The sequence below is a fragment of the Altererythrobacter sp. CAU 1778 genome, assembly GCF_054482795.1.
The window spans coordinates 1,547,903-1,572,854 of record NZ_JBTLRP010000001.1; the positions used below are offsets into that span (position 1 = coordinate 1,547,903).

21 protein-coding genes and 1 tRNA gene are annotated in these 24,952 nt (G+C 64.1%); 4 read left to right on the plus strand and 18 right to left on the minus strand.

The window, feature by feature from the left end; translation table 11 throughout:
- Positions 1–96: 96 nt before the first annotated feature.
- Positions 97–1,116 carry a lytic murein transglycosylase gene (locus ACXYN8_RS07335; RefSeq protein WP_458888687.1) on the minus strand — a complete coding sequence of 340 codons (1,020 nt, stop codon included), beginning with the start codon at positions 1,114–1,116 and terminating at the stop codon, positions 97–99.
- Positions 1,117–1,253: 137 nt separating this feature from the next.
- On the opposite strand from ACXYN8_RS07335, the gene ACXYN8_RS07340 reads away from it, so the two are divergent.
- Positions 1,254–1,343: transfer RNA gene (locus ACXYN8_RS07340), tRNA-Ser, on the plus strand.
- 9 nt (positions 1,344–1,352) lie between these two features.
- Here ACXYN8_RS07340 and ACXYN8_RS07345 read toward each other — a convergent pair.
- The 6 genes from ACXYN8_RS07345 to ACXYN8_RS07370 all read right to left on the minus strand — a co-directional run bounded on the left by ACXYN8_RS07345 (position 1,353) and on the right by ACXYN8_RS07370 (position 7,157).
- The gene (locus ACXYN8_RS07345; protein ID WP_458888688.1) at positions 1,353–3,209 is read right to left on the minus strand and encodes a cation:proton antiporter domain-containing protein; all 1,857 of its coding nucleotides are present in this window, start codon (positions 3,207–3,209) and stop codon (positions 1,353–1,355) included.
- Between the two features lie 23 nt (positions 3,210–3,232).
- Positions 3,233–4,648 carry a dihydrolipoyl dehydrogenase gene (gene lpdA / locus ACXYN8_RS07350; protein ID WP_458888689.1) on the minus strand — a complete coding sequence of 472 codons (1,416 nt, stop codon included), beginning with the start codon at positions 4,646–4,648 and terminating at the stop codon, positions 3,233–3,235.
- A gap of 8 nt (positions 4,649–4,656) precedes the next feature.
- The gene (locus tag ACXYN8_RS07355; RefSeq protein ID WP_458888690.1) at positions 4,657–5,046 is read right to left on the minus strand and encodes an acyl-CoA thioesterase; all 390 of its coding nucleotides are present in this window, start codon (positions 5,044–5,046) and stop codon (positions 4,657–4,659) included.
- A 3-nt stretch (positions 5,047–5,049) separates the two neighbouring features.
- Positions 5,050–5,511, minus strand: a complete 462-nt coding sequence (locus tag ACXYN8_RS07360) for a hypothetical protein (RefSeq protein WP_458888691.1) — start codon at positions 5,509–5,511, stop codon at positions 5,050–5,052.
- An 81-nt stretch (positions 5,512–5,592) separates the two neighbouring features.
- Entirely contained in the window at positions 5,593–5,856 is a 264-nt protein-coding gene (locus ACXYN8_RS07365) for a hypothetical protein (protein WP_458888692.1), read from the minus strand.
- A gap of 14 nt (positions 5,857–5,870) precedes the next feature.
- Positions 5,871–7,157: a pyruvate dehydrogenase complex dihydrolipoamide acetyltransferase gene (locus tag ACXYN8_RS07370; protein ID WP_458888693.1), complete on the minus strand. Its 1,287-nt coding sequence runs from the start codon at positions 7,155–7,157 to the stop codon at positions 5,871–5,873.
- A gap of 128 nt (positions 7,158–7,285) precedes the next feature.
- Between ACXYN8_RS07370 and ACXYN8_RS07375 the strand changes: the two genes are divergently transcribed.
- Positions 7,286–7,738 carry a universal stress protein gene (locus ACXYN8_RS07375; RefSeq protein WP_458888694.1) on the plus strand — a complete coding sequence of 151 codons (453 nt, stop codon included), beginning with the start codon at positions 7,286–7,288 and terminating at the stop codon, positions 7,736–7,738.
- Positions 7,739–7,753: 15 nt separating this feature from the next.
- Here the strand turns inward: ACXYN8_RS07375 and rnr are convergent, their stop codons facing one another.
- The 9 genes from rnr to radA form a co-directional block, all read right to left on the minus strand.
- The gene (gene rnr / locus ACXYN8_RS07380) at positions 7,754–10,063 is read right to left on the minus strand and encodes a ribonuclease R (RefSeq protein ID WP_458888695.1); all 2,310 of its coding nucleotides are present in this window, start codon (positions 10,061–10,063) and stop codon (positions 7,754–7,756) included.
- A gap of 24 nt (positions 10,064–10,087) precedes the next feature.
- Positions 10,088–11,437, minus strand: a complete 1,350-nt coding sequence (locus tag ACXYN8_RS07385) for a M28 family peptidase (protein ID WP_458888696.1) — start codon at positions 11,435–11,437, stop codon at positions 10,088–10,090.
- 41 nt (positions 11,438–11,478) lie between these two features.
- On the minus strand, positions 11,479–13,023 hold the full coding sequence (locus tag ACXYN8_RS07390) for an aminoacyl--tRNA ligase-related protein (RefSeq protein WP_458888697.1): 1,545 nt from the start codon (positions 13,021–13,023) through the stop codon (positions 11,479–11,481).
- A 90-nt stretch (positions 13,024–13,113) separates the two neighbouring features.
- Positions 13,114–13,662, minus strand: a complete 549-nt coding sequence (phaR, locus tag ACXYN8_RS07395) for a polyhydroxyalkanoate synthesis repressor PhaR (RefSeq protein WP_458888698.1) — start codon at positions 13,660–13,662, stop codon at positions 13,114–13,116.
- 92 nt (positions 13,663–13,754) lie between these two features.
- On the minus strand, positions 13,755–14,792 hold the full coding sequence (gene alr / locus ACXYN8_RS07400) for an alanine racemase (protein WP_458888699.1): 1,038 nt from the start codon (positions 14,790–14,792) through the stop codon (positions 13,755–13,757).
- Positions 14,782–16,398, minus strand: coding sequence for an MFS transporter (locus ACXYN8_RS07405; protein WP_458888700.1), 1,617 nt, complete (start codon positions 16,396–16,398; stop codon positions 14,782–14,784). The genes alr and ACXYN8_RS07405 overlap by 11 nt, the downstream gene beginning before the upstream one ends.
- A 35-nt stretch (positions 16,399–16,433) precedes the next feature.
- Positions 16,434–16,862: an iron-sulfur cluster assembly scaffold protein gene (locus tag ACXYN8_RS07410; RefSeq protein WP_458888701.1), complete on the minus strand. Its 429-nt coding sequence runs from the start codon at positions 16,860–16,862 to the stop codon at positions 16,434–16,436.
- The gene (locus tag ACXYN8_RS07415) at positions 16,859–17,380 is read right to left on the minus strand and encodes a CvpA family protein (protein WP_458888703.1); all 522 of its coding nucleotides are present in this window, start codon (positions 17,378–17,380) and stop codon (positions 16,859–16,861) included. The genes ACXYN8_RS07410 and ACXYN8_RS07415 overlap by 4 nt, the downstream gene beginning before the upstream one ends.
- A gap of 12 nt (positions 17,381–17,392) precedes the next feature.
- A complete protein-coding gene (gene radA, locus ACXYN8_RS07420; RefSeq protein WP_458888704.1) occupies positions 17,393–18,760 on the minus strand; it encodes a DNA repair protein RadA in 1,368 nt (455 codons plus the stop codon).
- 71 nt (positions 18,761–18,831) lie between these two features.
- On the opposite strand from radA, the gene ACXYN8_RS07425 reads away from it, so the two are divergent.
- A complete protein-coding gene (locus ACXYN8_RS07425; RefSeq protein WP_458888705.1) occupies positions 18,832–21,153 on the plus strand; it encodes a patatin-like protein in 2,322 nt (773 codons plus the stop codon).
- Here ACXYN8_RS07425 and dnaJ read toward each other — a convergent pair.
- Both dnaJ and dnaK read right to left on the minus strand, forming a co-directional pair.
- The gene (gene dnaJ / locus ACXYN8_RS07430; RefSeq protein WP_458888706.1) at positions 21,150–22,274 is read right to left on the minus strand and encodes a molecular chaperone DnaJ; all 1,125 of its coding nucleotides are present in this window, start codon (positions 22,272–22,274) and stop codon (positions 21,150–21,152) included. The two genes, ACXYN8_RS07425 and dnaJ, sit on opposite strands and share 4 nt — an antisense overlap.
- A gap of 81 nt (positions 22,275–22,355) precedes the next feature.
- Positions 22,356–24,281: a molecular chaperone DnaK gene (gene dnaK / locus ACXYN8_RS07435; protein ID WP_458888707.1), complete on the minus strand. Its 1,926-nt coding sequence runs from the start codon at positions 24,279–24,281 to the stop codon at positions 22,356–22,358.
- 179 nt (positions 24,282–24,460) lie between these two features.
- Between dnaK and ACXYN8_RS07440 the strand changes: the two genes are divergently transcribed.
- Entirely contained in the window at positions 24,461–24,949 is a 489-nt protein-coding gene (locus tag ACXYN8_RS07440) for a copper chaperone PCu(A)C (protein ID WP_458888709.1), read from the plus strand.
- The last annotated feature ends 3 nt before the right edge of the window (positions 24,950–24,952 follow it).

A 24,952-nucleotide genomic window follows, 5' to 3' on the forward strand; every position in this document is an offset into this window, starting at 1 on the left:
TGTTCCGATAATCTGCGACATGGGCGCGTGACTAGGTCACTCTTTCCGTATTGGCGAGCGCCGCAACGGCTTGTCCACCATCCTTGCGAGATTGCCTCAACGGGCGATCGCGTCGGCCAGCAGGCCGACGCTCATCGCGTAATAGTTCGAGCAATTGTATTCCAGGATGACCCGATAATTGCCGGTGAGAAGATAGCCGGGCGCCTGCGGGCCATCCGGCTCGAACAGCGATGCGATCACATCGTCGCCGATCGGCGCGGCGGGCGTCACACCCCGGCGCTTCCATTCCCCGACGGTCATCCAGCGGCTGTGGCGACCGTGCACGCGATCGCAGACAGGCGGCGCGAGTTCGGTGTCGAGGCCGCTGCGGTTCAGGTCCACCGGAACATAGGCGCGAACGCCCCACGGTTGTCCGCGCCGCCAGCCGGAATCGCGGAAGTAGTTGGCGATCGAAGCCAGCGTGTCGGTGCGGTTGTTGAAGATGTCCGCACGCCCGTCGCCATCGCCATCGGTGGCAAGGCGCAGATAGACGCTCGGCAGGAATTGCGGATTCCCGAACGCACCTGCCCAGCTGCCCACCAGCGTCGAGCGAGGGTAGCCCTTGTCCGCAACCTTCATCAAAGCGACCCATTCGTCACTAAACAATTGGCGCCGGCGCCCTTCCCACGCCAGCGTTGCGAGCGAGCGGGAGAGATCGAAATCGCCCTTGTAGCTGCCGTAATTGGTCTCATGTCCCCAGATCGCGACGAGAATTTCACCAGGGACGCCATACTGCTGCTCGATCTGCGCGAGTGTCGGTCGGGCGGAAGCGAACACCCGCTGCCCGCCGTTGATCCGCGCGCTGTCGACATGGGTGGCGATGTAGGGGGCAAGCGCCGGGAAGCCGCTGCTGGTCGGTGACCCGGGCTGCCCGCGATCGAGTTCGATTACGCGGCTGTTCGGCGTCAGCCCTGCGGTCATGCGCTGGATGGTAGCTTCGGAAACACCCTCCGCCCGCGCCCTTGCGGCGAGGATCTGGAGATAGGCGTCGAACGACATGTCCTGTGCCGCGACGGGCGCGGCGGGGGCAAGAACGGTCAGGGCGGCGAGGACGGGGAGCAGAAGTTTGAATTTCATCGCGCTTGTCTCTCACAATCTCGCCTCGCCGCCAAACACTTATCCGCCGGTCGGGCTGTCCCAGCGCCAAAGTGTGCGCGCACAGGCAAGAGGACAGGTGACAGCCACGCCATTCGCTTGTAGCGCGCGCAATCAGCGGACAGGTGGCAGAGCGGTTGAATGCACCGGTCTTGAAAACCGGCAAGGGTGCAAGCCCTTCGTGGGTTCGAATCCCACCCTGTCCGCCAACCCCTCTCTCAGATATCCCGTCCGATGATGTCGTCCATCTGCGCGCGCAGCTTGGGGTCCCATTCGGCACGCAGTTCCTTCACGCGGGCGATCAACTCCTCGTTTTCCCACGCAGGCAGATCCTCGACGTAGAGATCGGCCACTTCCCGCATGGTGCGACGGTCGGCTTCTTCCCAGGCGTCTGCCATCTGCTCCGCTTCCGAGGAGCTGTGCCCCAGCGCGACATAGGCGGACCGGCCCATGCGGACCGATGCGTCGTAAGTCTCGCGAATGATATCGCGGCACCCCATCGACCACAGCTTGTACACGTGGTCACGGTCGATCGCGCGGGCGATCACGTGAAGATCGGGAAAATTGGCGGTCGCATAGCGGACGAGCTTGTTGATCTCGTCCTTCTCATCCAGCGCGACGATCAGCAATTTCGCCCTCGCGATGCCTGCCGATGCCAGCAGGTCCGGGCGGGTCGCATCACCGAAATACGATGTCATGCCGAACTTGCGCATGTTCTCGATCTGCCGGCTGTTGTAGTCGATGACAGTCGCATCGTAGCCTGCGGTCGTGAGCATCCGGTCGATGATGCCGCCCACGCGGCCCCGCCCGGCCAGGATGATCTCGCTCGCTTTCTCGATCTTGTCCGCCGAACCGTTTGCCGCGCCTTCGTAATGCGGCCGCACGACGCGGTCGTAGAGGATGAAGAGCAGCGGGGTGATGAACATCGACAGGGTGATGATCAGCAACAGCAGGTCCGCCAGCTCGCGCCCGAAGACCGAGGCACCGACCGCGAAGGAAGCCAGCACGAAGCCGAACTCGCCCGCCTGAGCCAGGGAGAGCGCGAACAGCCAGCGGTGCTCGCCAGACAGGTCGAACATCCGCGCCAGTCCCCAGAGGATCACCACCTTGCTGGCAATCACCACCGCGGTCCAGGCCAGGACGGTTCCTGCGTTCTCCATCGCCAGCGCAAAGTCGATCCCGGCTCCCACCGTGATGAAGAACAGGCCGAGGAGGATCCCCTTGAACGGACTGATATCGGCTTCGAACTCGTGCCGATATTCGCTCGTCGCCAGCACCACACCGGCCAGGAAGGCTCCGAGCGCCGGTGATACGCCGACCATTTCCATCATCAATGCGATGCCGATGACGAACACCAGCGCGGCCGCCGTAAACAATTCGCGCAGCTTCGCGCCGGCAATGAAGCGGAACACCGGGCGGGTCAGGTAAAGGCCGATCAGGACGATGATCCCGATGGCGCCAAGAGTGAACAGCGCCTTTGCCCAGGCAGGCATACCCTCGGTGAAGGTGAGCGGCGAACTGTGGGCCCCGCCCTCCTCGCCGCCGCCAGCGCCTGCCAGCTCGGGCATCGCGAGCAGGGGTATGAACGCCAGCATGGGAATGACCGCGATGTCCTGCACCAGCAGCACCGAAAACGCGGATTCGCCGCCCTCGGTATGGGTCCAGTCCTTCTCGTCCAGTGTCTGGAGGACGATGGCGGTGGAGGACAACGCCAGCACCATGCCGATCGCCAGCGCGGTCTGCCACGGGTAGCCGGCAATCATCCCGATCCCGGCGAACAGCGCGGTGGTGACGACAACCTGCCCCCCGCCGAGGCCGATCAGCCGCCCGCGCATTTCCCAGAGCTTTCGCGGCTCCAATTCCAGCCCGATCAGGAACAGCATCATCACGACGCCGAATTCGGCGAATTGCTGCAAACCCTCGATATTGATGCCGATCGTCCGCAGCAGCGGCGCCAGCAATGTGCCCGCCAGAAGATAGCCGAGCACCGAACCCATGCCGAAACGCGCCGCCAGTGGGACGGCGGCAATCATGGCTACCAGGAGTATGAAGGCGAGGAGGAGGAATCCGGTCATGCCCGCCCTTCTGGTCTAAACCGTCAGATGTGCAAGGCTCGTCCGTAGCTGGCCAGCACGCTCTCATGCATCGACTCGCTGATCGTCGGGTGCGGGAAGATGGTATTCATCAGCTCCGCCTCCGTCGTTTCGAGCGTCTTGCCGACGACGAAGCCCTGGATCATTTCGGTGACTTCGGCCCCGACCATGTGCGCGCCGAGCAGTTCGCCGGTCTTCGCGTCGAACACGGTCTTCACGAAGCCTTCCGCCTCGCCCAGCGCAATCGCCTTGCCGTTGCCGATGAAGGGGAAAGTGCCCGCCTTCACTTCGTGGCCCGCTTCCTTCGCCTTGGCTTCGGTCATGCCGACGCTGGCGATCTGCGGGTGGCAGTACGTGCAGCCCGGAATGTTGGAACGGTCAAGCGGGTGCGGGTGGACATCCTTGTTGCCCAGTTCCTTCGCGATCGCCTCGGCACAGGTAACCCCTTCGTGGCTCGCCTTGTGCGCCAGCCAGGGGCCGGGCGTACAGTCGCCGATGGCCCAGAGCCCTTTGGACTTCGTGCGACCATAGCCGTCGATCTTGATGAAGCCGCGGTCCATCTCGACCAGCTTTTCCAGGCCGACGTTCTCCGTGTTCGGGACGATGCCGATGGCGGTGATGCAATGGGTGAACGCGGTTTCCGAAACCTTGCCCTGCTTGTCCTTGATCTTGGCCTTCACGCCCGTGTCCGAGACTTCGAGCGCTTCGACACCCGCGCCGGTCATAATCGTCATGCCCTGCTTGGTCAGGCTCTTTTCAAGGAAGGCGGAGACGTCCTTGTCCTCCACCGGCACGATACGGTCGAGCATTTCGACGACGGTCACGTCGCAGCCCATGTCGTTGTAGAAGCTGGCAAACTCGATCCCGATCGCACCGCTGCCGATGACCAGCAGCTTTGTCGGCATCTCCCCTGGCGTCATGGCATGGCGGTAGGTCCACACCCGCTTCCCATCCGCCGGAGCGAACGGCAGGTCGCGAGCGCGCGCGCCAGTGGCGACGATGACGTGCTTGGCGGTGAGCCTTTCCTCGCCCTTGTCCGATTTCACGGTCAGGCTCGTCGGGCCGGTGAGCGTGCCGGTTCCCATGTGGACCGCAATCTTGTTCTTCTTCATCAGATGCGTGACGCCCTGATTGAGCTGTTTGGCCACGCCGCGGCTCCGCTTCACCACCGCTTCGAGGTCCGCTTCGATCTTGCCCGCGATCTTGAGCCCGTAGTCGCTCGCATGCTGGGCATAGTGCATGATCTCGGCGCTGCGCAGCAGTGCCTTCGTCGGGATGCAGCCCCAGTTGAGGCAGATGCCGCCGAGCAGTTCGCGTTCGACGATGGCGGTCTTCAGCCCCAGCTGCGCGCAACGGATCGCCGCGACATAGCCGCCGGGTCCAGAGCCGAGAACGATGACGTCGTAATTGGTGTCTGCCATAAGTCTCTCTAATTGTTTGCCGAAAGCGCGGCGGCATTCACCGCGCGTGGCCTGTTTTCTTCATCCAGCAGGACGAATTTGAAAGTTCCCTGCGCTACCTTGGTCTCCGCTTCGCCATTGCGCGTGCGGGCGATGGCATCTGCGGTGATGGTGAGCGAGGTGTTGCCGGTCGCCGCGATGTCGCAGTAGACCGAGAGTTCGTCGCCCACCTCCATCGCGCCGGGGAAGGCAAAATCGGTTGCCGAGACGACCACTGCTTTGCCCTGCCCCACCCGGCTGGCGAGCGAGCCTGCGCCGAGCGCCATCTGGCTCATCAGCCACCCGCCGAACACCCCGCCATAGGGGTTGAGATCGGTCGGCATCGCGGTGACGCGGATTGCCGGCTGGCGCTGGTCCATGGTTCAGCCCGCCACCAGCTTGATGAAATCTTCGTTCACCCAGCCCGAACTGCATGGGCCTTTGTATTCCCGCACACTCGCGACGGGCGAGCTTGTGCCGCAATTGACCGGCTCTTCCCCACCCTCGTTGTCGTAAACGACGCCCAGCCAGTCTCCGACCTGCTGGCACATGGAGACACCGACGCCGGGGCCAAGCCGGTCGATCTCCTCCGCCCCGCCCGACGGCGCCGAGCGCACAGAGAGATAGTTGTCGCCGTTGGGATTGAGCCGGGTAACACGGCCATATCCGGCGCAAGCGTCGAACCGGGGACCGTCGAAGCCGATCTGCACAGGACGAGCAGTCACGGCTCCGCGGTCTGGCAGACCGGGTGTTTCATCGCTCGATGCGTCTCGTTCCTCATGCTCGACCGGATCGGTGCAGCCGAGCAGACTGGCGATTAGGACAAGAGCGAGAAAATGCCTCAAATCGTCGCTCCCCCGACGATTAAGCCTCCAGAGCGGTTCGTGGCGGTAAGCGAAGTCGCACCGCGAATGCAGAGATGGCGGTCAGACATAAAGCGCCAAGGCATAAGCTAGAATGAGAATTGCTGGCGCGATGATTCCGAAGCGTGCCATCCAATTCGGAAACTTAGTGTCCGAGTGGAGAAGCCAAATAGAAAGGAGTGGCACCGCAAAAAGGAGCGAGGGGATCGCGGAAACCATGACGCGCCCCATCGGATCAGGGTTCTGCACCGCTTCATTGAGTGCCAACACCATTACGCCAATGGAAATACCCAGCAGAATCTCGGCGACACCCACAGCTGTCAGCAATTTCCGGCTGATATTCAAACCACCAGCCCCATCGGGTTCTCGACCAGTTGCTGGAACGCCTGCATCAGCGCCGCGCCGTCTGCGCCGTCGATGGCGCGGTGGTCGAAGCTGCCGGTGGCGCTCATCACGGTGGCGACACCCAGCGCGCCGTCGATCACGTAAGGACGCTGCTCGCCCGCGCCGATGGCGAGGATCATGGCCTGCGGCGGGTTGATCACCGCATCGAACTGCTTGGTGCCGAACATTCCGAGGTTGGAGAGCGAGGCAGTGCCGCCCTGAAACTCGTGCGGCTGGAGCTTGCCTTCCTTCGCTTTGCCCGCAAGTTCCTTCATCTCGGTGCTGATCTGTGCGAGGCCTTTGCGGCCCGCATCGCGGATGATCGGGGTAATGAGGCCGGAAGGCGCGGCAACCGCTACCGAGATGTCCTCGCGCGTGTAGGTAAACAGCTCGTCGCCCTGGAAGCTGACATTGCAGCTCGGCACACGCTGGAGCGCGCGGGCAAGCGCCTTGATCAACAGGTCGTTGACCGACAGCTTCACGCCGTCCGCCTCCAGCGATTTGTTGAGTTCGCCGCGCAGCTTCAGCAGCGCATCGAGCCGCACGTCCACGGTCAGGTAGATATGCGGAATGGTCTGCTTTGCCTCCGTAAGGCGGCGCGCGATGACCTTGCGGACATTGTTGAGCTTGGTCGCCTCGTAGGGCGCGTCGAGGTCGCTGCCTTGCGCCGTGGCCTTTGGCGGCGCGGCGGCAGGAGACGCGACCTCAGCCTTTGCAGGAGCCGAGCTAGCTTGCGCGTTCTCGACGTCTGCTTTCACAATACGACCATTCGGCCCACTGCCGGTGACTGACGTGAGATCCAGACCCTTCTGCTCTGCGATCCGCTTGGCCAGCGGCGAGGCTATGATGCGGTCGCCATCGGGCGCAGGTGCCGCCGCCTCCTCCGTCTCGGCGGGGGCAGGAGCCTCCTTCGGTTTCGCACTTTCATCCGGAGCGGGTTCAGTCGCCGGTGCAGGCGTCTCATCCTTTGCTGCCGGCGCGCTCACATCGCCCACATCCTCGCCATCTTCGGCCAGCATGGCGATGACCGTGCCGACCTTCACGCCTTCCGCGCCTTCCTCGATCAGGATCTTCGCCACCGTGCCTTCGTCCACGGCTTCGAATTCCATCGTAGCCTTGTCGGTTTCGATCTCCGCGATGATGTCGCCCGAACCGATCGTGTCACCTTCCTTCACCAGCCACCTGGCCAGAGTTCCTTCTTCCATGGTCGGCGAAAGGGCAGGCATTTTCAGTTCGATCGGCATGGGCGGCGCGTCTTTCCTTCGGCGAGATTTGCATCCCAGCAATGGCGGCTTTAGAGCTCGCGGGCAAGGCGCTTGCGCGCGCCAACCATTCGTTGGATACGAATTCGCGCAAGGGATGGGAGGGGTCCATGCGGATATATCTGGCTGTCATCGACGAGACGGAAGAGGCGCAGATCGCACTGCGCTTTGCCGCGCGGCGCGCGCTCGACAGCGCGGGCCGGGTGCATATTCTCGCGCTGGTGCCCAAGCAGCAATTCAGCGCCTTCAGCGCGGTGCAGGAAACCATCGAGCAGGAAGCGCGCGACCGGGCGGAAGTCATTGCCAATTCCGCTGCCGGAAGCCTTTTCGCGGAATTGGGCCGGATGCCGACCATCACCGTCAAGGAAGGCGACCCGGAGGAAATCGTGCGCGCCTATCTGGACGAGCATCCGGAAGTCACCGGCCTGGTGCTGGGCGCGGCGGACGAGAACAATCCTGGCCCGCTCGTCACCCACTTCTCGCAGCGGGCGGGCGGCCTTCCCTGCCCGCTTATCATCGTGCCCGGATCGCTGACACAGGAGCAGATCGACCAAGGGCGTTGAGAGGACCGATAAACCCTATTTCTTGCCGCGCCCCTGATGCCGGATATTGCCGGGCCGCCCGCGCTTCCCAACCATATGCTTGCCTTTCGCGTCCTTCTTCGGACCGCGATTCTTGTGCTGGCCCTTCTTGTCCGCAGGCCGCCCGCCGCGCGGTTCGATGCTGCCGCCGCCTTCGGGTAGCTCGAATTTGAGCGCACCCGTCAGCGGATTGGCCTCCGCCAGCCTCAGCTTTAGCTTGTCGCCGATGGTGTAGCTGGTCTTCGATCGTTCGCCGGTCAGCGAATGCGCGCCCTCGTCGTAGCGGAAATAATCCGAACCGAGCGTGGAAACCGGCACCAGGCCGTCGCCGCCCAACCCTTCGATCGTGGCGAAGAAGCCAAAGCCCTGCACCCCGGTTATGCGCGTGTCGAACACCTCGCCCACGCGCCCAGCAAGCCAGGCTGCCATGTAGCGGTCGACCGTCTCGCGTTCCGCTTCCATGGCGCGGCGCTCGGTCGTGCTGATGGCATCGGTAATCTTCGAAAGGTCGCTGCGGTCTTTATCCGAAAGGCCGGATTTCGGCGGCAGGCTGCCCTTGGGCGCGGGCTGTTCCAGACCAAACGCATCGACAAGCGCGCGATGCACCAGCAAATCGGCATAACGGCGGATCGGCGAGGTGAAATGCGCGTAGCTGCCGAGCGCCAGGCCAAAATGACCGGCGTTGCGCGGGCCGTAATACGCCTGCGTTTGGCTGCGCAACACGGCCTCCATCACCTGCGCTTTTTCGCTGTCGTCCGCGACGTCCTTCAGCATCCGGTTGAACAGCCCCGGCGTGATGACCTGACCCAGCGCAAGATTGCGCCCGAAAGTGTCGAGATACTCCTTCAAAGCTATCAGCTTCTCGCGGCTCGGCGGCTCGTGAATGCGATACACGACGGGCGAAGCCTTGCTTTCGAGGGCCTTCGCCGCGGCGACATTGGCGGCGATCATGAAATCTTCCACCACGCGGTGCGCATCGAGCCGTTCGCGCACGGCGATTTCGGCAATCTTTCCCTGTTCGTCCAGCATCACGCGGCGTTCCGGCAGATCGAGTTCGAGCGGGTCGCGGCCCGCGCGCGCCTTGGCCAGAGCGCCCCAGCAGTCCCACAGGTTCCGCAGTTCCTCCGGCGCGTCGCCCGCATCGATCTGCGCCTGCGCGTCTTCGTAAGCGATGTTGTGCGCGATCCGCACGATGGCGCGCGTAAAGCGCACGTCGCTGACCGCACCGCCCTTACCCACGCGCATATGGCACACCATCGCCGCGCGATCCTCACCCTCACGCAGGGAACAGACATCGGTGCTCAGCGCTTCGGGCAACATCGGCACAACGCGGTCGGGGAAGTAGACCGAGTTGCCGCGTTTCCGCGCCTCGCGGTCGACGGCACTGCCGGGGCGCACGTAGTGGCTGACATCGGCGATGGCGACGATGGCTTTGAACCCGCCGTTACCGTCTGGCTTGGCCCAGATGGCATCGTCGTGGTCGCGCGCATCGGCCGGATCGATCGCGACGATGGGCACGTGGCGCAAATCCTCGCGCTTGTCCTCGCTGAGCGGCAGGCGCGCCGCTTCCTCGGCCTCGTCGAGCGCTTCCTGCGGGAAATCGAAGGGGATGCCGAACTTGTGAATGGCGATCAGGCTGAAAGCGCGCGGGGCCAGCGGGTCGCCGAGCAGTTCGGTGACCTTCACGCCTGCCTTGGCCGAACGTCCGACCGGCTCGGCCAGCACAAGCTGTCCCGCTTCCGCCCCGCCAAGTTCGCTGATCTTGCTGGACTGACGCACGCGTTTGTCGACCGGCTCCAGCCAGGCCTGCCCACTGCCGTCGAGCGCGACGACGCCAAGCGTGCTGAGATGCTGCGCGGGCAGCTTCTTCATCACATGGGCGCGCCAGCCCTTCCCCGCTTCCTCTGTGCGGGCGAGGATGCGGTCGTCCTTGCGCAGCGCGCCGCCCTTCTTGCGCTCGATCACGCGGATGCGGGGCGGCGGCGTGCCATCGTCTGGCTGCCAGCTTTCAGGGATGGCGAAGGGCTCCCCGTCCTCGATCTCGACCACACGCAGGACGGTGACCTTCGGGACGCCGCCCATGCGATGGAACGCGCTCTTGCGGCCGTCGATCAGGCCGTCCTCCGCCATGTCCTTGAGCAAGCGCTTGAGCGCGATCTTTTCCTGCCCCTTGAGGCCGAACTCGCGCGCGATTTCGCGCTTGCCCGCAGGCTTATCGGAGGTCTGGATGAAGTCCAGCACCTGTTCCCTGCTCGGCAGGCCGGATGGTCTGCGGGCGGGAGATTTCTTCTTATTCGGATTGTTCATACGCCCCCGTATATGGGGGCGCGTCTACTCGATGTCACTCTTTGGCGTGGCGATAGGCGCGAAAGCACCTGCGGGCACGGCGCTGGCGATGGGGCTCTCAATGGCGCCCGGCTGAGCCACGGCGCTGACACCGAACAACCAGTCGTCACCGCGCACCCCGTCCAGCTTGACCTTCGTGTCGGCGGTGAGAGCGACGGGCCGCTCCTCCCAATAAGGCGCATCGGTGCGGCGCCGATAGACACGGTACCCCGCCGCGCCCTGCACGGGCTCCCACGCGATGTCAGTGAAGGTCTGCACCGCCGCATTGGCAGTCGGTGCAGGCGGCATGGTGGAACGGGCAAGCCGGTCCAGCACGCGCACGTTCAGCTGCGTGACGCGGGCGAGATAGGGGAAATCCATCTCGTCCGGCGTGTCGCCGTAAGTCGTGCCGCCTTCGGTGCGCAGGTCCTGATGCTGGTGGTCGTAATCCTCCACCGCGACGGAGAACCGAACCGCCGGATAACCCTTCTCGAGAAAGGGGATCTGATCCCCGCCCCGGCCCATGCGATCAGTTCGCCATATCTGGCGGACTTTGAGGCCGTCACCGTGCCCTTCCGCGACTTCCCCGATGAAGCGCGAGAGGTTGCGGCCCGGCGTGTCGTTCTCACCGCCATTGCGACGCTGGTCGGCGCGGGTTGCATCGTCGAGATCGGCGCGTGGCCCTTCGGAGAAGACGCGCACGTGTTCGTCGTCGCAAAAGCCGTCGCTGCCGCAGCTGTTGCCGACGATATCGTTGTTGAGCACCGCCTTGACGGTGTAGCCCTGTTCGGCAACCCAGTCGGCGAGCAACTGGCCGCCGTAGAGACCCTGTTCTTCGCCGCTCAGCAGCGCGTAGATGATCGTGGTCGGATATTTCTGCTGCGAAAGGACGCGCGCGGCCTCGATCACGAGCACGGTGCCGGAACCGTCGTCATTCGCACCGGGCGCATCGCTGGTGAAATCCGCGACATCCGACACCCGGCTGTCGATGTGGCCCTGCACGATCACGGCTTCGCGCGGACGCTCGCTGCCGGTCTGAATCGCGACGACGTTGCGAAGGCGCGTGCGCTGAGGAATGCGGCGCCCCTCCACCATGCGTTCGGGCAAAGTGACGCGCAGACAATTGCCGCAGGCGTCCGAAATACGGCGCATTTCCGCCGCGCCCCAGTCCACCGCCGCGCCGATGCCGCGCCTCGGATCGTCCTGTGCCGAGAGCGTGTGGCGCGTGCGGAAAGACACCAGCGTGTCGATATCGGCGCGCAGGCGCTGTTCGGACACCTCGCTGGCAGGGTCCGACTGGGCCGAAGCGACAGTGGGAGCGATGGCGAGTGCGGTTGCGACCAGTGCGTATCTCATGGCCGCCCTTGTTGCGGGTTTCGCCCGCAATCTCAAGCGTGTCAGTATGCTCGCGCAACCAGGATGCGCTCGACCGCCGGTGCGCCGGTGAAGATGCAGGGCCCGTCTGCCGGTGCGCTGTCCAGCGGCACGTTGCGGAAGGTCAGCTTGTGCTCCTTCAGCTTGGCGATGACCTTCTCCAGTTCGGCGCCGGTCGGCCTGGCCCACTGCACCTCGACCCAGCCGGGATACTTGCCGGAGTTGGCGAAGTGATCGGCCAGCGCTTCAAGATTACCGACGTCGCGGCGAATGTTGGCATCGCGCCGGTCGCGGGCTTCAGCGAAAAGGCTCGACTGGATGTCTTCGAGCATTCCGCCCATCTGGCCTGCGCAATCGTCGCGGGTCGGGTTCTGGAAGGCGGGCTTGCCAGTGGCCTCGTCCCACAGCGCATCGCGGCGGAGCAGGCTGACGACCCCGTTTTCCATGTCGCGGCTGCCCACCTCGATGATGACCGGTGCGCCCTTGCGGACGTAGTCCCAGCGCTTCGCCGCAGCCTTGCCCGGTCGCTTGTCGAGCAGAACGCGCAACGGCTCGCCCAATGCGTTCTGCTGCGCGATCGCGGCGCGCAGGACCTCGCAATAGGCAAGCAGTTCATCGTCTTCCGGCTTGTCGCGCAACATGGGCAGAATGACGACCTGGAACGGCGCGACGCGCGGGGGCACGCGCAGGCCGTCATCGTCGCCATGCGTCATGATGATGCCGCCGATCAGCCGTGTCGAAGTGCCCCAGCTGGTGGTGTGGCAGAACTGTTCGCCGCCTTCGCGATCCTGATACTTGATTCCCGCAGCTTCGGCGAAGTTGGTGCCAAGATAGTGGCTCGTACCAGCCTGCAAGGCCTTTCCGTCCTGCATCATCGCTTCGATCGACCAGGTTTCGACTGCACCGGGGAAACGTTCGTTCTCCGGCTTTTCTCCGACGACCACCGGCAGGGCGAGATCGTCTTCGGCGCAGGCCCGGTACATCTCGATCGCCCGGCGGGTTTCGTCCTCCGCCTGCGCGCGGTTCTCGTGCGCGGTGTGACCTTCCTGCCAGAGAAATTCGCTGGTGCGCAGGAACATGCGGGTGCGCATTTCCCAGCGCACGACGTTCGCCCACTGGTTGGTAAGCAGCGGGAGGTCGCGCCAGCTCTGCACCCAGCGCGCCATTGCATCGCCGATGATCGTTTCGGACGTCGGACGCACGACCAGCGGTTCTTCCAGCTTCGCTTCGGGATCGGGCACGAGGCCGCCCTTCCCGTCCGCGATCAGCCGATGGTGGGTGACCACTGCCATTTCCTTGGCGAACCCTTCGACATGGCTCGCTTCACGCTCAAAATTGGCGAGCGGAATGAACAGCGGGAAGTAGCAATTCTGCACGCCCGCCGCCTTGATGCGGTCGTCCATCAGGCGCTGGAACCGTTCCCAGATGCCGTAACCCCATGGCTTGATCACCATGCAGCCACGCACACCCGATTCCTCGGCCATGTCGGCGGCGGTGATGACTTCCTGATACCAGGCGGCGAAATCGTCTTCGCGTTTGACGTTAAGAGCGTGGCGAATCTGGGCCATGGCGATACTTTGCGGATAGGGTTGTCGGTGCGCCGCCTTAGGCGAGGCGGAGCATTGCTGTCGAGATGGAGCGCGGTGAACCGCGAGCGCTTACTTGGTAAGTTCGTCCAGCTTCTTCTGCATCTGCGCCATCTGGTCGCGCAGCGCGGCAATATCGTCGCCTGGCTTGGCTTCGGCCGCGGGTTCGGACTGCTTGGCAACGCCCGGCAGGAAGGCGCTGGCCGCCGCCTGGAACATCGCCATGTTGGTTTCCGCAATCTTGGCGAGAGCGTTGGGGCCGAGGCTGCTTTCCATCATCCCGCGCATCTTCGCCTGATTGGCACGAAAGTTTTCCATCGAAGCCTTCAGGTAATGCGGCATCAGCGATTGCATCGAATTGCCGTACATCGCGATCAGGTCGCGCAGGAAACTGACCGGCAGCATGTGTTCGCCGTCGCCGTTTTCCTCGTCCATGATAATCTGGGTCAGGATCGAGTGCGTGATGTCGTCACCGCTCTTGGCGTCGATCACCTGGAAGTCGACGTCTTCGCGTACCATGCGCGCAATATCGTCCAGCGTGATGTAGCTCGACGTGTCGGTATTATAGAGGCGCCGGTTTGCGTATTTCTTGATGATGATCGTATCGCCGTTCTTGCTCACGCGCCTTGTCCCCCACGCTGTTCGTCAGCCTGCAAAATGCTGCATTAGCAGTTGCAGTATGTGCAGCGCAACAAATTGCGGTTCGCAATGGCTTAGCCGAAGCGGGCACCTAGGGTGGTGAGAAGTTCGTACTGCGAAAGGCCGGAGGTCTTGGCAGCGTCAGGCAAGTCGAATGGCACGTCGAGCCAGTCGCCTTCGCGCAGGTTTGCCGCTTCGGTAAGATCGATCACGACCATGTCCATCGAGACCCGTCCCAGCACGGGCAAAGCAGTGTCGTCATGGTGCGTGGCCCCCACTCCGCTCCAGCAGCGCAGATAGCCATCGGCGTATCCGAGTGACACGACCCCGACGCGCATCTCTCGTTCGGCGGTGAACGTGGCATTGTAGCCCACCGTCTCGCCCGGCTGAATCGTGCGCGTCTGGATCAGCGATACCTGCGGGAATGCGACCTGCCGTATTTCGCCAAGCTCGTCACGCGGCACCCCGCCATACAGGGAAAGTCCGGGCCGGGTGAGATCGAACGCGTACTCGTGGCCCAGGGCGATACCCGCGCTGTTCGCAAGACTCAGCGCGCGATGTTCGATCGTTGCGGCAGCATCGCGAAAGCGCGCAAGCTGTCTCGCGTTGAGTGTGCAGTCCTCGTCCGCCGACGCGAGGTGCGACAGCAGCACTTCGACCTGTAACGCCGCGACGGCCTCGTCGCCGATCTCGTGCATGGACAGGCCGAGCCGATTTATCCCCGTGTCCACCATCAGGTGGCACGACCCGCCCCCGTTTGCCGTCCAGCGGCGTGCCTGGTCGAGCGAATTGATGACCGGCAGCGCCCCCGTCTCCCGCGCGAACCTGCAATCCGCGTCACTGAGCGGGCCATGGAGCACCGCGACTTGATCCGCCGGAACATAGGCGATGACGGCAGGCACCTCGCTCCAATGCGCAACGAAGAAGCTGCTTGCGCCAGCGTCACGCAGGATCGGAACGACGCGATCGACGCCCAGGCCGTAGCCATTCGCCTTTACCGCAGCGCCAGCGCTGGCCGTACCCGACATGGTGTCCAGCAGCCGCCAGTTGGCGCGCAACGCATCCTCATCGACCCGAAGGCGGAGCGAAGGGGGTGGAAGCTCAGCCGGCATCGTCGGCGAAATCGCGCGGCGGCCCGTTCGGGATGCCCCACCAGGCTATCAGCAAGCCTACTGCCACCACCACCCAGGTGTACCAGATGCCCGCATACGCATTGCCCGTGCTCGCCACGATGTAGGCGGCAATCAGCGGGAGAAAGCCGCCGAGGTACCCCGCCCCGATATGGTAGGGGATCGACATGGACGAATAGCGGATCTTGGGCGGGAACATCTCCGCCAGCAGAGCTGCGACCGAACCGTAGGTCAGCGCCGAGAGGCCGCCTAGCACGAGCAGCAGGGCGATGATGCCCACGATGCTAGCCAGCGGAGGGGTCTGTCGGGTAAAGTCGTAGCCCTGCCGTTCCAGCGCCGCCTGCACCGCCGCCCGGCGCCCATCGTCCGGTACGTCTGCATAGACGAACTGCGCGGTTCCGATGGCGACGCTCTGGCCGCCGCCCGCTGCGATGTCGTACGGCACGCCGAGCGCGGTGAGATCCGACAGGATTCGGCCGCAGGGGCTCTCCTGCACATCGGCAAAGGCATCGAAGGTGCAATCCGCACCGCTCACCACCACGGGAGCGTCGGCCGCGCTTCGTTCCAGCCCCGGATTGGCAAGCGAGCCGATACCCCAGAACACCGGAAAGAGCAGCGCGAGCGCTGCTGCCGCGCCGAGGACGATCGGCTTCTTGCGCCCCACCCGGTCGGACCATTTGCCCACCAGAACGTACAACCCCATCGAAAGCGCGCCCGCGATGAGCAGGATGATCTCGACGAGTTGCTCCTCCATCCGCATCGGTCCGCGAAGGAACGACAGGCCGGAAAAAAACGCCGTGTACCAGATCGTCGTCAGCACGCCCGTCACGCCCAGCGCGACGAATATGCGCTTGCCGTTTCCGGGATAGGTGAAGCTTTCGACGAAGGGATTGCCGGCGGTCTCGCCCGCGTCCTTCATCGCCTGGAATACCGGGCTTTCGGAGAGTTTCAGCCGCATCCACAGCGAGATGCCAAGCAGCACGATCGAGAGCAGGAACGGTACGCGCCAGCCCCATGCGGCGAAATCCTCTGGCGGGATGACAGCGCGGCAGGCGATCACCACGATGATCGACAGGACGAAACCGCCAACGACGCTCGCCTGGATGAAGCTGGTGTAGAACCCGCGTTTTTCCGGTGGAGCGTACTCAGCGACATAGATCGCCGCGCCGCCGTACTCTCCGCCCAGTGCCAGGCCCTGCAGGATACGCAGGACGATGACGATGATCGGGGCGACGATGCCGATACTCTGCGCGCTCGGGATAAGGCCGACGCCCGCCGTCGCGACGCCCATCAGCGTCACCGTGACGAGGAAGGTGTATTTGCGGCCCAACCGGTCCCCGAGATAACCGAACAGGATGGCACCGAGCGGACGAAAACCGAAGCCCACTGCGAAGCCCGCCCATACCAGCAGGACCTGTAGCGTCTCGTTATCGCTCGGGAAAAAAGCCGCGCCGATCAAGGCTGCGAGCGTGCCGTAGATGAAGAAATCGTACCATTCGAACACCGTTCCGGCAGAGGACGCGGCGATTACGAGGCGGATTTCCTTGTCGGTCGGTTCGCGCTGCAAGGGCGCGACGGCAGTGGCCATTGTGCAATCCCCTCCCGCGGGCAAGTCGCAGCGGTCTAGCGAGCCGGAGCGCGACTGCAAAGAGCGGCGCGAGCGGCCTTCCACGGCAGGAGGACCGCACCGTGACGGCCGGGATGATCCTGCGCCGCCGCAAGCACCTCGAACCCCGCCCAGCGAGGCAGCGCTCCGCCTTGCGTCCATGCCGAAATCTGGTCGAGGGCAGCGTTGATCGCCGTCGCATTCGCACCGGGCGCTCCGCTGGCAAAGATCGCGGCGGCGGCTTGCCCCACGGCGCAGGCCTGACAGCGGATACCGACCTCGCCAATCGCGTCATCGACCACGGTCAGGGACAGTTCGACCCGGCTGCCGCACGTCGGGGACCGCGCCCCGCCAATCAATTCGGCTTCGGGATCGTAGGGATAATCCGCCAGCTCCACCGCCAACGCGAGCAGTTGCGGCGTGTAGAGCCGCGTCGCCTGGCTCATCCCTCGGCCTGTTCCTCTTTCAACCGCGCGCGGCGATTGTCGATCATCTGTACCATCGCATCGGAGGCGGCATCGATCATCGGGTAGGTCCGCGCCGTCGTGATCCAGGTCGGGCGACCAGCAGGTCCCCAGACCGTGTCGTAGCCCAGGACGAGCAGGGAAAAGGCCATCACCGAGATGATGACACCCTTGATCATGCCGAAACCGAAACCGAGAACGCGGTCTATCGGGCCAAGCACGGACGTACGCGATGCTTCGCCCAGCCGGCGAGCAATCAGCTTCATCGCCGCATAGGGTATCAGCAGCAACAGCACGAAAGCGAGGATGGAGGCGGTTTGCAGGTCGCCGGAGAAGAAGCTTATCAGCTGGTCGGTCAGCGGTGTGTGCAGCGAGTAGATCGCGAGTATGGTCAGCACCCATGCCGCCAGCGACAGGATTTCCTGAACAAAACCGCGAAGGAAGCCCCCGACCGCGGTGATTGCCACGATCGTCAGTACGATAAAGTCGAATCCCGTCATGGGCGCGGAGGATTACGCAGGCGTCATCACATGGTCAACGAGCTTCGGCAGTCCCGCCATTCCGCGAAACGCGAAACCTTTGGGCGAGTCGGTCGCGCTGGCTGGCCCATAGGCACTCGTGAAACCGAGTTTCGCGGCTTCCTTCATGCGAAGATTGGCGTGCGCAACGGGGCGTATTTCGCCAGCCAGCGATACTTCACCGAAGAGCACCGACTGCGCTGGCAGTGGCCGGTCGGCCAGTGCCGACACCAGCGCTCCGGCGACGGCGAGATCAGCGGCGGGATCGCTCAGGCGGAAGCCGCCTGCCACGTTGAGATACACCTCGGCCGAACTGAAATTGAGACCGCAGCGCGCCTCGAGCACGGCAAGTAGCATCGCCATGCGGCCATTGTCCCATCCCACCACCGCGCGCCGCGGCGTGGCGCCCGATTGCAGGCGCACGATCAGGGCCTGTATCTCGACCAGCACGGGCCGCGTGCCTTCCAGCGCCGGGAACACCGCGCTTCCCGCCAACGGTTCGTCCCGTCCGGAAAGGAACAGCATCGAAGGGTTGCTCACTTCCTCCAGCCCGTCGCCTGCCATCGCGAAAACGCCGATTTCGTCCACTGCACCGAAGCGGTTCTTGAGAGAGCGTAGCACGCGATACTGATGGCTCCGTTCCCCCTCGAAGCTCATCACAACATCGACCATGTGCTCCAGCACGCGGGGCCCGGCGATATTGCCATCCTTCGTCACGTGGCCGACCAGCACCATCGCAACCCCGGTTTCCTTGGCGAAGCGGATCAACTCGAAGGCACTGGCGCGAACCTGGCTGACCGTGCCCGGCGCGCCTTCGATCTGGTCGGAGTGCATCGTCTGAATCGAATCGATCACGACGAAGTCCGGACGCTCCATCGCGGCGAGCGAGGTGAGGATGTCGCGCACGGAGGTCGCCGCGCCCAGTTTCACCGGCGCATCTGCCAGCCCGAGCCGCGCGGCGCGCATACGCACCTGAGCCGAAGCTTCTTCGCCGCTGATATAGACGGCCTTGCCTCCATCGCGCGCGATCTTGGCAGCGGCTTGCAACAGCAGCGTCGATTTGCCGATGCCCGGATCGCCCCCCATCAGGATCGCGCTGCCCGGCACCAGCCCGCCGCCCAGGGGACGGTCGAACTCCGCCAGGCCGGTGCTGCGTCTGGCCAGCGGCTCCGACGGCGCGTCGAGCGCATCGAACACCACTGCCCTGCCCCCGCTGGAAAGGTCGTGCTTCTGCGAGAATACCGTCGCGGGCGCTTCTTCTGCCAGCGTGTTCCATTCCGCACAGTCGGCGCATTGTCCCTGCCAGCGGTGGGAGACGGAGCCGCACGCCTGGCAGACATATCGCTTCTTGGGTTTCGCCATGCGGGGACAGCTAGCGGGAACGAAGCGGGAACGCAATTGCCTTGGCCGCGCTTTCCCGCCATTGTTGCGCAATGCGGCAAAAGGAACTCCGGATCGCTCTCGTCTGCTATGGCGGGGTCAGCCTCGCCGTTTACATGCATGGCGTCACGAAGGAGCTTTGGAAGCTCGCCCGCGCAAGCCGCGCGTTTCACGGTGGTGAGGATTTCACGAGCGGGACCGAAGCAGTGTATCTGCGCGCGTTACGCTACATCGCCCAGGACCAGGACCTGCACCTGCGCGTCATGCCGGACATTCTGGCGGGAGCGAGCGCTGGCGGGATCAACGCTGTCTTCCTCGCCCAGGCGATCCATGCGGGCCATTCGCTGGAGCCACTGACCGACCTCTGGCTGGAGAAGGCGGACGTCGACGCGCTGCTCGACCCTCAGGCTGCCCCGCTTTCCCGCGCAACCAAGTTCTGGGCCCAGCCGATCGTGCAATGGGTGCTCAGCCGGCCCGGAAACGCGATTTCGGAAAGCGTAGCACCCGAAACGCGCGACGAGGTGCGGGCCAAGCTCTCGCGCTTCATCCGGGGTCGGTGGTTCGAGCCGCCCTTTTCCGGTATCGGGTTTTCGCGAATGCTGCGCGAGGCGCTGGAAGCCATGGCGGAGCAGCCCATCGACGGCCCGCTGCTTCCCCCCGGCCACCCCATCGACCTGTTCGTGACCGCCACCGATTTCCATGGGCATCTCGAATATATCAACCTCAACAGTCCCGCCGTGGTCGAGGAAAGCGAACATCGCCTCCCCATCGGCTTTTCCGGCAAGGTCCCGCACGCAGGTGGTGCGGCCTTGTCGCATCCGCTCGACCTGGTGTTCGCCGCGCGCTCGACCGCCAGCTTCCCGGGCGCTTTCCCGCCGTTGCAGGTTGCTGAAATCGACCGGCTGGCCGGGGAGAGCAATATAAGCTGGCCGACGCGGGAGGGTTTCCTCAGTCGCATCATGCCGGGGCGCGCGCGACGCGGTAAGCTGGAGAGTGCATCGCTGATTGACGGGTCAGTGCTGGTCAATGCGCCGTTTTCCGAGGCGATGGGCGCCCTGCGGGGTCGACCGTCGCTGCGCGAGGTCGACCGACGCTTCGTCTATATCGACCCGACGCCCGACGATCTGACGAAAGACGATGCGCGGCGCGACCGGCCCGTCGGCTTCTTCGCCAACATTCTCGGCTCGGTCTCCTCGATCCCGCGCGAACAGCCGATCCGCGACAACCTCGAACTGATCGACGCCCAATCGCGCGAGGCAGAACGGCTGTCGAGCATCGTTTCCTCCATGCGCCCGCAGATCGAAGCGCAGATCGAAAAGATGTTCGGTCGCACGTTGTTTCTCGACAAGCCGACACCACGCCGACTGAAAGGGTGGCGCTCCAGCGCGCAGCAGGCCGCGGCGGAACAGGCCGGCTATGCCTACCATGCCTATGCCGAGGCGAAGTTCCACGGCATCGTCGACCGGCTTGCGGATACCGTGCAGCGCCTGACCCCGGACGTCGGCCCTGCGCAACGACACGCCATCGCCGCGAGCCTGCAACAGGCAGCGCGCAGCGGGGGCTTGCAGAGCCTTTCGGCCAGGGGCGGCGGGGCGAGCAGCGAAGCCATTGCCTTTTTCCGGGCTCACGACATCGGGTTCCGCATCCGCCGCCTGCGCCTGCTCGCAAGGCGGCTGGCGCGCGAATGGGTCGACGAACCCGGCGTGACGGAGTCGGATCGCGATGCCGCGCAGGCCGCGATATTCAGCGGCCTGTCGCGCTATTTCGAACATGAGGCACCCGCAACGCTAGGCGCGGATTTCGCGGACATCGCGCGCGAGGCGGGCGATCAGCCGGGCCGGGTTCTCGAAGAGTTCGCGCAGCGCCGCGCTTTGCCGGAACTGGACCTGGTGGTGGAGGCCGAACTCGCCGAAGCACTGCAAGCCATGCCCAAGAACCTGCGGCGTCGAATGCTGCTCGCCTACCTCGGCTTTCCTTTCTACGACCTCGCAACCCTGCCGCTGCTGCGCAACGACCGGCTGACCGAATTCGACCCGATCAAGGTCGACCGCATCTCACCCGAAGATGCCACTGCCATTCGCGATGGCGGAACCGCAGCGACCTTGCGCGGGACGGAATTCTACAATTTCGGCGCTTTCTTCAGCCGCGCCTATCGGGAAAACGATTATCTGTGGGGCCGACTGCATGGCGCAGAGCGGATGGCCGATCTGCTGTCATCAACGCTCGACGGCGGGCTTCCCATCGAAGTCCTGTCGCAACTGAAGCGGGACCTGTTTCTCGCCGTGCTGGAGGAAGAGCGCGAGCGACTGACCGCCGACCCGCGTCTCATTCCCACCATCCGCGAGGAAGTGCTCGCGACCATGCAGCTCGGCTAACCGCCGAAGACATCCTTCAGCCGGTTGAAGAAACCGCGGCTTTCGGGACATTCGTCACCGGTCTCGGTCTCCTGAAACTCGCGCAGGAGTTCCTTCTGCCGAGAGGACAGCTTCGTCGGCGTCTCGACCGCGAATTCCACCACCAGATCGCCGCGTCCCCGGCCCTGCAACACGGGCATACCAGCACCGCGGTGCTGGACCTGCTTGCCCGACTGGATGCCGGCGGGAATGTCGATCTTGCTGACCTCTCCATCGAGGCCGGGAATTTCGACCGAACCACCAAGGGCGGCAGTCGTGAAGCTGATCGGCACGCGGGTAAACAGCGTGGTTCCTTCGCGCGCGAAGACCGAGTGGTCCTTCACGTGAAGGAAGATGTAGAGATCGCCCGGAGGTGCCCCCATCGGCCCCGCTTCGCCCTTGCCCGAAAGACGGATGCGGGTGCCGTTATCGACGCCCGGCGGGATGGTTACGTCGAGCGTCTGGATCGTGTCCACCCGCCCTTCGCCGCGGCAATCGCGGCACGGTTTCTCGATTACCTGTCCATGGCCGCCGCAATTCGGGCACGGCCGCTCGACCGCGAAAAAGCCCTGCTGCGCACGCACCCGTCCCTGCCCGCCGCACAGATTGCAGACGCGCTTGCCGGTGCCCGGCTCCGCGCCGGTGCCTTCGCACGTGTCGCAAGAGGTCGAGACCTCGACCTCAATCTGCGTCTCCTTGCCGTGGAAGGCCTCGTCGAGCGAGACTTGCATATCGTAGCGCATGTCCGCTCCGCGCCGCGCGCGCTGGCGTCCGCCGCCACCGGCGAAGGCCGATCCGAAGATCGTCTCGAAGATGTCGCCGATGTCGGAAAAGTCCTGCGGCCCGCCGCCACCGCCACTGCCCATTCCGCTCTGGAAAGCTTCATGCCCGAACCGGTCGTAGGCGGCGCGTTTCTGCGGGTCCTTCAGGCAGTCGTACGCTGCACTGATCGCCTTGAAGCGCGCTTCGGAATCGTCGCAACCGGGATTGCGGTCCGGGTGGTACTGCATCGCGAGCTTGCGGTAAGCGGTCTTGATCGTGCGATCGTCCGCCGTCCGCTCGACGCCGAGCAGTTCGTAATAATCGATGTCCATCGCTGACATAATTCAGTTCCCTCCGCCGGAAAACCGATCGCCACCGGCGCGGTCTGCACCGGTGGCGATCTTCGTTTCCATTCCAGAGGCTCAGTTCTTCGCGTCTTCGTCGACTTCGGAGAACTCGGCGTCGACAACGTCGTCGTCGGCGCTCGAAGCTTCCTCGGCAGGCGCATCGCCGGTCGGCGCGGCCTTGGCCTGCTCCTGCTCGTAGATCGCCTGACCCAGCTTCATCGCATTCTCGGTAAGAGCCTGCGTCTTGGCCTTCATCGCGTCGAGATCGTCGGCTTCGATCGCGGACTTCAGTTCGGCAATGCCGCCCTCGATGTCCGACTTGAGGCCGGCGTCGATCTTGTCGCCATGCTCTTCAAGCTGCTTTTCGGTCGCGTGGACCAGACTGTCGGCCTGGTTCTTGACCTCGGCAGCCTCGCGGCGCTTCTTGTCCTCGTCCGCGAACTTCTCCGCATCCTGCACCATCTGGTCGATGTCGGCATCGGAGAGACCGCCAGACGCCTGGATCTTGATCTGCTGTTCCTTGCCGGTGCCCTTGTCCTTGGCACTGACGTTGACGATGCCGTTGGCGTCGATGTCGAAGGTGACCTCGATCTGCGGCACGCCGCGCGGTGCGGGTGGGATACCGAGCAGGTCGAACTGACCAAGCAGCTTGTTGTCTGCCGCCATCTCGCGCTCGCCCTGGAACACGCGGATCGTCACCGCCTGCTGATTGTCATCGGCAGTCGAATAGGTCTGCGTCTTCTTGGTCGGGATCGTCGTGTTGCGATCGATCATGCGGGTGAACACGCCGCCGAGCGTCTCGATGCCGAGCGAAAGCGGCGTCACGTCGAGCAGCAGCACGTCCTTGACGTCGCCCTGCAGAACGCCCGCCTGGATAGCCGCGCCCATGGCGACGACTTCATCGGGGTTCACGCCGGTGTGCGGCTTCTTGCCGAAAAATTCTTCGACCACTTCGCGTACCTTGGGCATACGGGTCATCCCGCCGACCAGCACGACTTCGTCCACGCTGCCCTTGTCAATGCCAGCATCGGCCAGAGCCTTCTTGCAAGGCTCGAGCGTGCGCTTGATGAGGTCGCCGACGAGCTGTTCCAGCTTGGACCGGGTGATCGTTTCCACGAGGTGCAGCGGCGTGGAGCTGCCACCTTCCATGCGGGCGGTGATGAAGGGCAGGTTGACCTCTGTCTGGGCCGAGCTCGACAGTTCGATCTTGGCCTTCTCGGCGGCTTCCTTCAGGCGCTGCAGAGCGAGCTTGTCGCTCTTCAGGTCCATATTTTCCTTCTTCTTGAACTCGTCTGCGAGGTATTCGACGATCGCGCTGTCGAAGTCTTCGCCGCCGAGGAAGGTGTCGCCATTGGTCGACTTCACTTCGAACACGCCGTCCCCGATTTCGAGGATCGAGACGTCGAAGGTACCGCCGCCAAGGTCATAGACGGCGATGGTCTTGCCGTCTTCCTTGTCCATGCCATAGGCGAGCGCCGCTGCCGTCGGCTCGTTGATGATGCGCAGCACTTCGAGGCCGGCGATCTGGCCGGCGTCCTTGGTCGCCTGGCGCTGAGCGTCGTTGAAGTAGGCAGGCACGGTAATGACCGCCTGCGACACGGTTTCACCAAGATAGCTTTCGGCGGTTTCCTTCATCTTTTGCAGGATGAAGGCGGAAATCTGGCTGGGGGAGTATTCCTCGCCGCCGGCTTCGACCCATGCGTCGCCGTTCTTGCCCTTGACGATGTCGTAGGGGACGAGCTCCATGTCCTTCTTGGTCATCGGATCGTCGAAACGGCGGCCAATCAGGCGCTTGATCGCGAACAGCGTGTTGTCGGGATTGGTCACCGCCTGGCGCTTCGCCGGCTGGCCGATCAGGCGTTCGCTGTCCTTCGTGAAGGCGACGATCGACGGCGTGGTGCGCGCGCCTTCGGAATTTTCCACGACCTTGGGCTTGCCCCCGTCCATCACGGCGACACAGCTGTTGGTGGTGCCGAGGTCGATACCGATTACTTTTGCCATTACTTCCCTATCCTGTCTTCGTTGGTTGGACACCGCGCGGTGGGCTTCCCGATGCTCGGCAAAACACCTCGGCGGCTCGTTACTTGCAGGCGCGATATAGGTGTGCTTTCGCTTGGCACAAGGGATGTGCGCGGCTAGTCGCGCGACCTGTCCACAAGCGGTTCAGTCAGGGGAATTCGATGACTTTTCGTTCGATTTTGGCAGCGGCGGCGTTGCTTTCCAGCCCGTTCGCTCTCGCAGCCTGCGGATCGGAAGCGCCAGTCGAAGAAGTTGCAGCGGAAGGCATTCCCGGTCTGACGGTCACGAACGCGCGCGTCGTGCTTCCCGCCGTGGCTGGAAATCCGGCCGCAGTCTATATGGACCTCGCCTATTCCGCCGACGAGGACCGCGGCGTCGCGATCCGTCGCGTCAATTTGGAGAAGGCCGAGATGGCCATGCTTCACGAATATGTCGAATACGACTTCCAGACCCAGATGGTCGAAATGATGCAGATGACCCTGCAACCGGGCGACACCGGGTCGTTCACGCCGGGCGAGGCCCATATCATGGCAACGGGGCTGGCGGACGACGTGAAGCCGGGCGACACGCTGAACGTGACGCTGATCGCGGCGGGCGGCGTGGAGATGACCGTGCCGGCCGAAGTCCTGCCCGCCAACGCGGCCCGCTGAACT

What these genes read in the sequence shown, in the direction of transcription:
- ACXYN8_RS07335 (WP_458888687.1), bottom strand. Translation starts at nt 1,116, where the DNA reads ATGAAATTCAAACTTCTGCTCCCCGTCCTCGCCGCCCTGACCGTTCTT.
- ACXYN8_RS07345 (WP_458888688.1), bottom strand. Translation starts at nt 3,209, where the DNA reads ATGACCGGATTCCTCCTCCTCGCCTTCATACTCCTGGTAGCCATGATT.
- lpdA (WP_458888689.1), bottom strand. Translation starts at nt 4,648, where the DNA reads ATGGCAGACACCAATTACGACGTCATCGTTCTCGGCTCTGGACCCGGC.
- ACXYN8_RS07355 (WP_458888690.1), bottom strand. Translation starts at nt 5,046, where the DNA reads ATGGACCAGCGCCAGCCGGCAATCCGCGTCACCGCGATGCCGACCGAT.
- ACXYN8_RS07370 (WP_458888693.1), bottom strand. Translation starts at nt 7,157, where the DNA reads ATGCCGATCGAACTGAAAATGCCTGCCCTTTCGCCGACCATGGAAGAA.
- ACXYN8_RS07375 (WP_458888694.1), top strand. Translation starts at nt 7,286, where the DNA reads ATGCGGATATATCTGGCTGTCATCGACGAGACGGAAGAGGCGCAGATC.
- rnr (WP_458888695.1), bottom strand. Translation starts at nt 10,063, where the DNA reads ATGAACAATCCGAATAAGAAGAAATCTCCCGCCCGCAGACCATCCGGC.
- ACXYN8_RS07385 (WP_458888696.1), bottom strand. Translation starts at nt 11,437, where the DNA reads ATGAGATACGCACTGGTCGCAACCGCACTCGCCATCGCTCCCACTGTC.
- ACXYN8_RS07390 (WP_458888697.1), bottom strand. Translation starts at nt 13,023, where the DNA reads ATGGCCCAGATTCGCCACGCTCTTAACGTCAAACGCGAAGACGATTTC.
- alr (WP_458888699.1), bottom strand. Translation starts at nt 14,792, where the DNA reads ATGCCGGCTGAGCTTCCACCCCCTTCGCTCCGCCTTCGGGTCGATGAG.
- ACXYN8_RS07405 (WP_458888700.1), bottom strand. Translation starts at nt 16,398, where the DNA reads ATGGCCACTGCCGTCGCGCCCTTGCAGCGCGAACCGACCGACAAGGAA.
- ACXYN8_RS07410 (WP_458888701.1), bottom strand. Translation starts at nt 16,862, where the DNA reads ATGAGCCAGGCGACGCGGCTCTACACGCCGCAACTGCTCGCGTTGGCG.
- ACXYN8_RS07415 (WP_458888703.1), bottom strand. Translation starts at nt 17,380, where the DNA reads ATGACGGGATTCGACTTTATCGTACTGACGATCGTGGCAATCACCGCG.
- radA (WP_458888704.1), bottom strand. Translation starts at nt 18,760, where the DNA reads ATGGCGAAACCCAAGAAGCGATATGTCTGCCAGGCGTGCGGCTCCGTC.
- ACXYN8_RS07425 (WP_458888705.1), top strand. Translation starts at nt 18,832, where the DNA reads ATGCGGCAAAAGGAACTCCGGATCGCTCTCGTCTGCTATGGCGGGGTC.
- dnaJ (WP_458888706.1), bottom strand. Translation starts at nt 22,274, where the DNA reads ATGTCAGCGATGGACATCGATTATTACGAACTGCTCGGCGTCGAGCGG.
- dnaK (WP_458888707.1), bottom strand. Translation starts at nt 24,281, where the DNA reads ATGGCAAAAGTAATCGGTATCGACCTCGGCACCACCAACAGCTGTGTC.
- ACXYN8_RS07440 (WP_458888709.1), top strand. Translation starts at nt 24,461, where the DNA reads ATGACTTTTCGTTCGATTTTGGCAGCGGCGGCGTTGCTTTCCAGCCCG.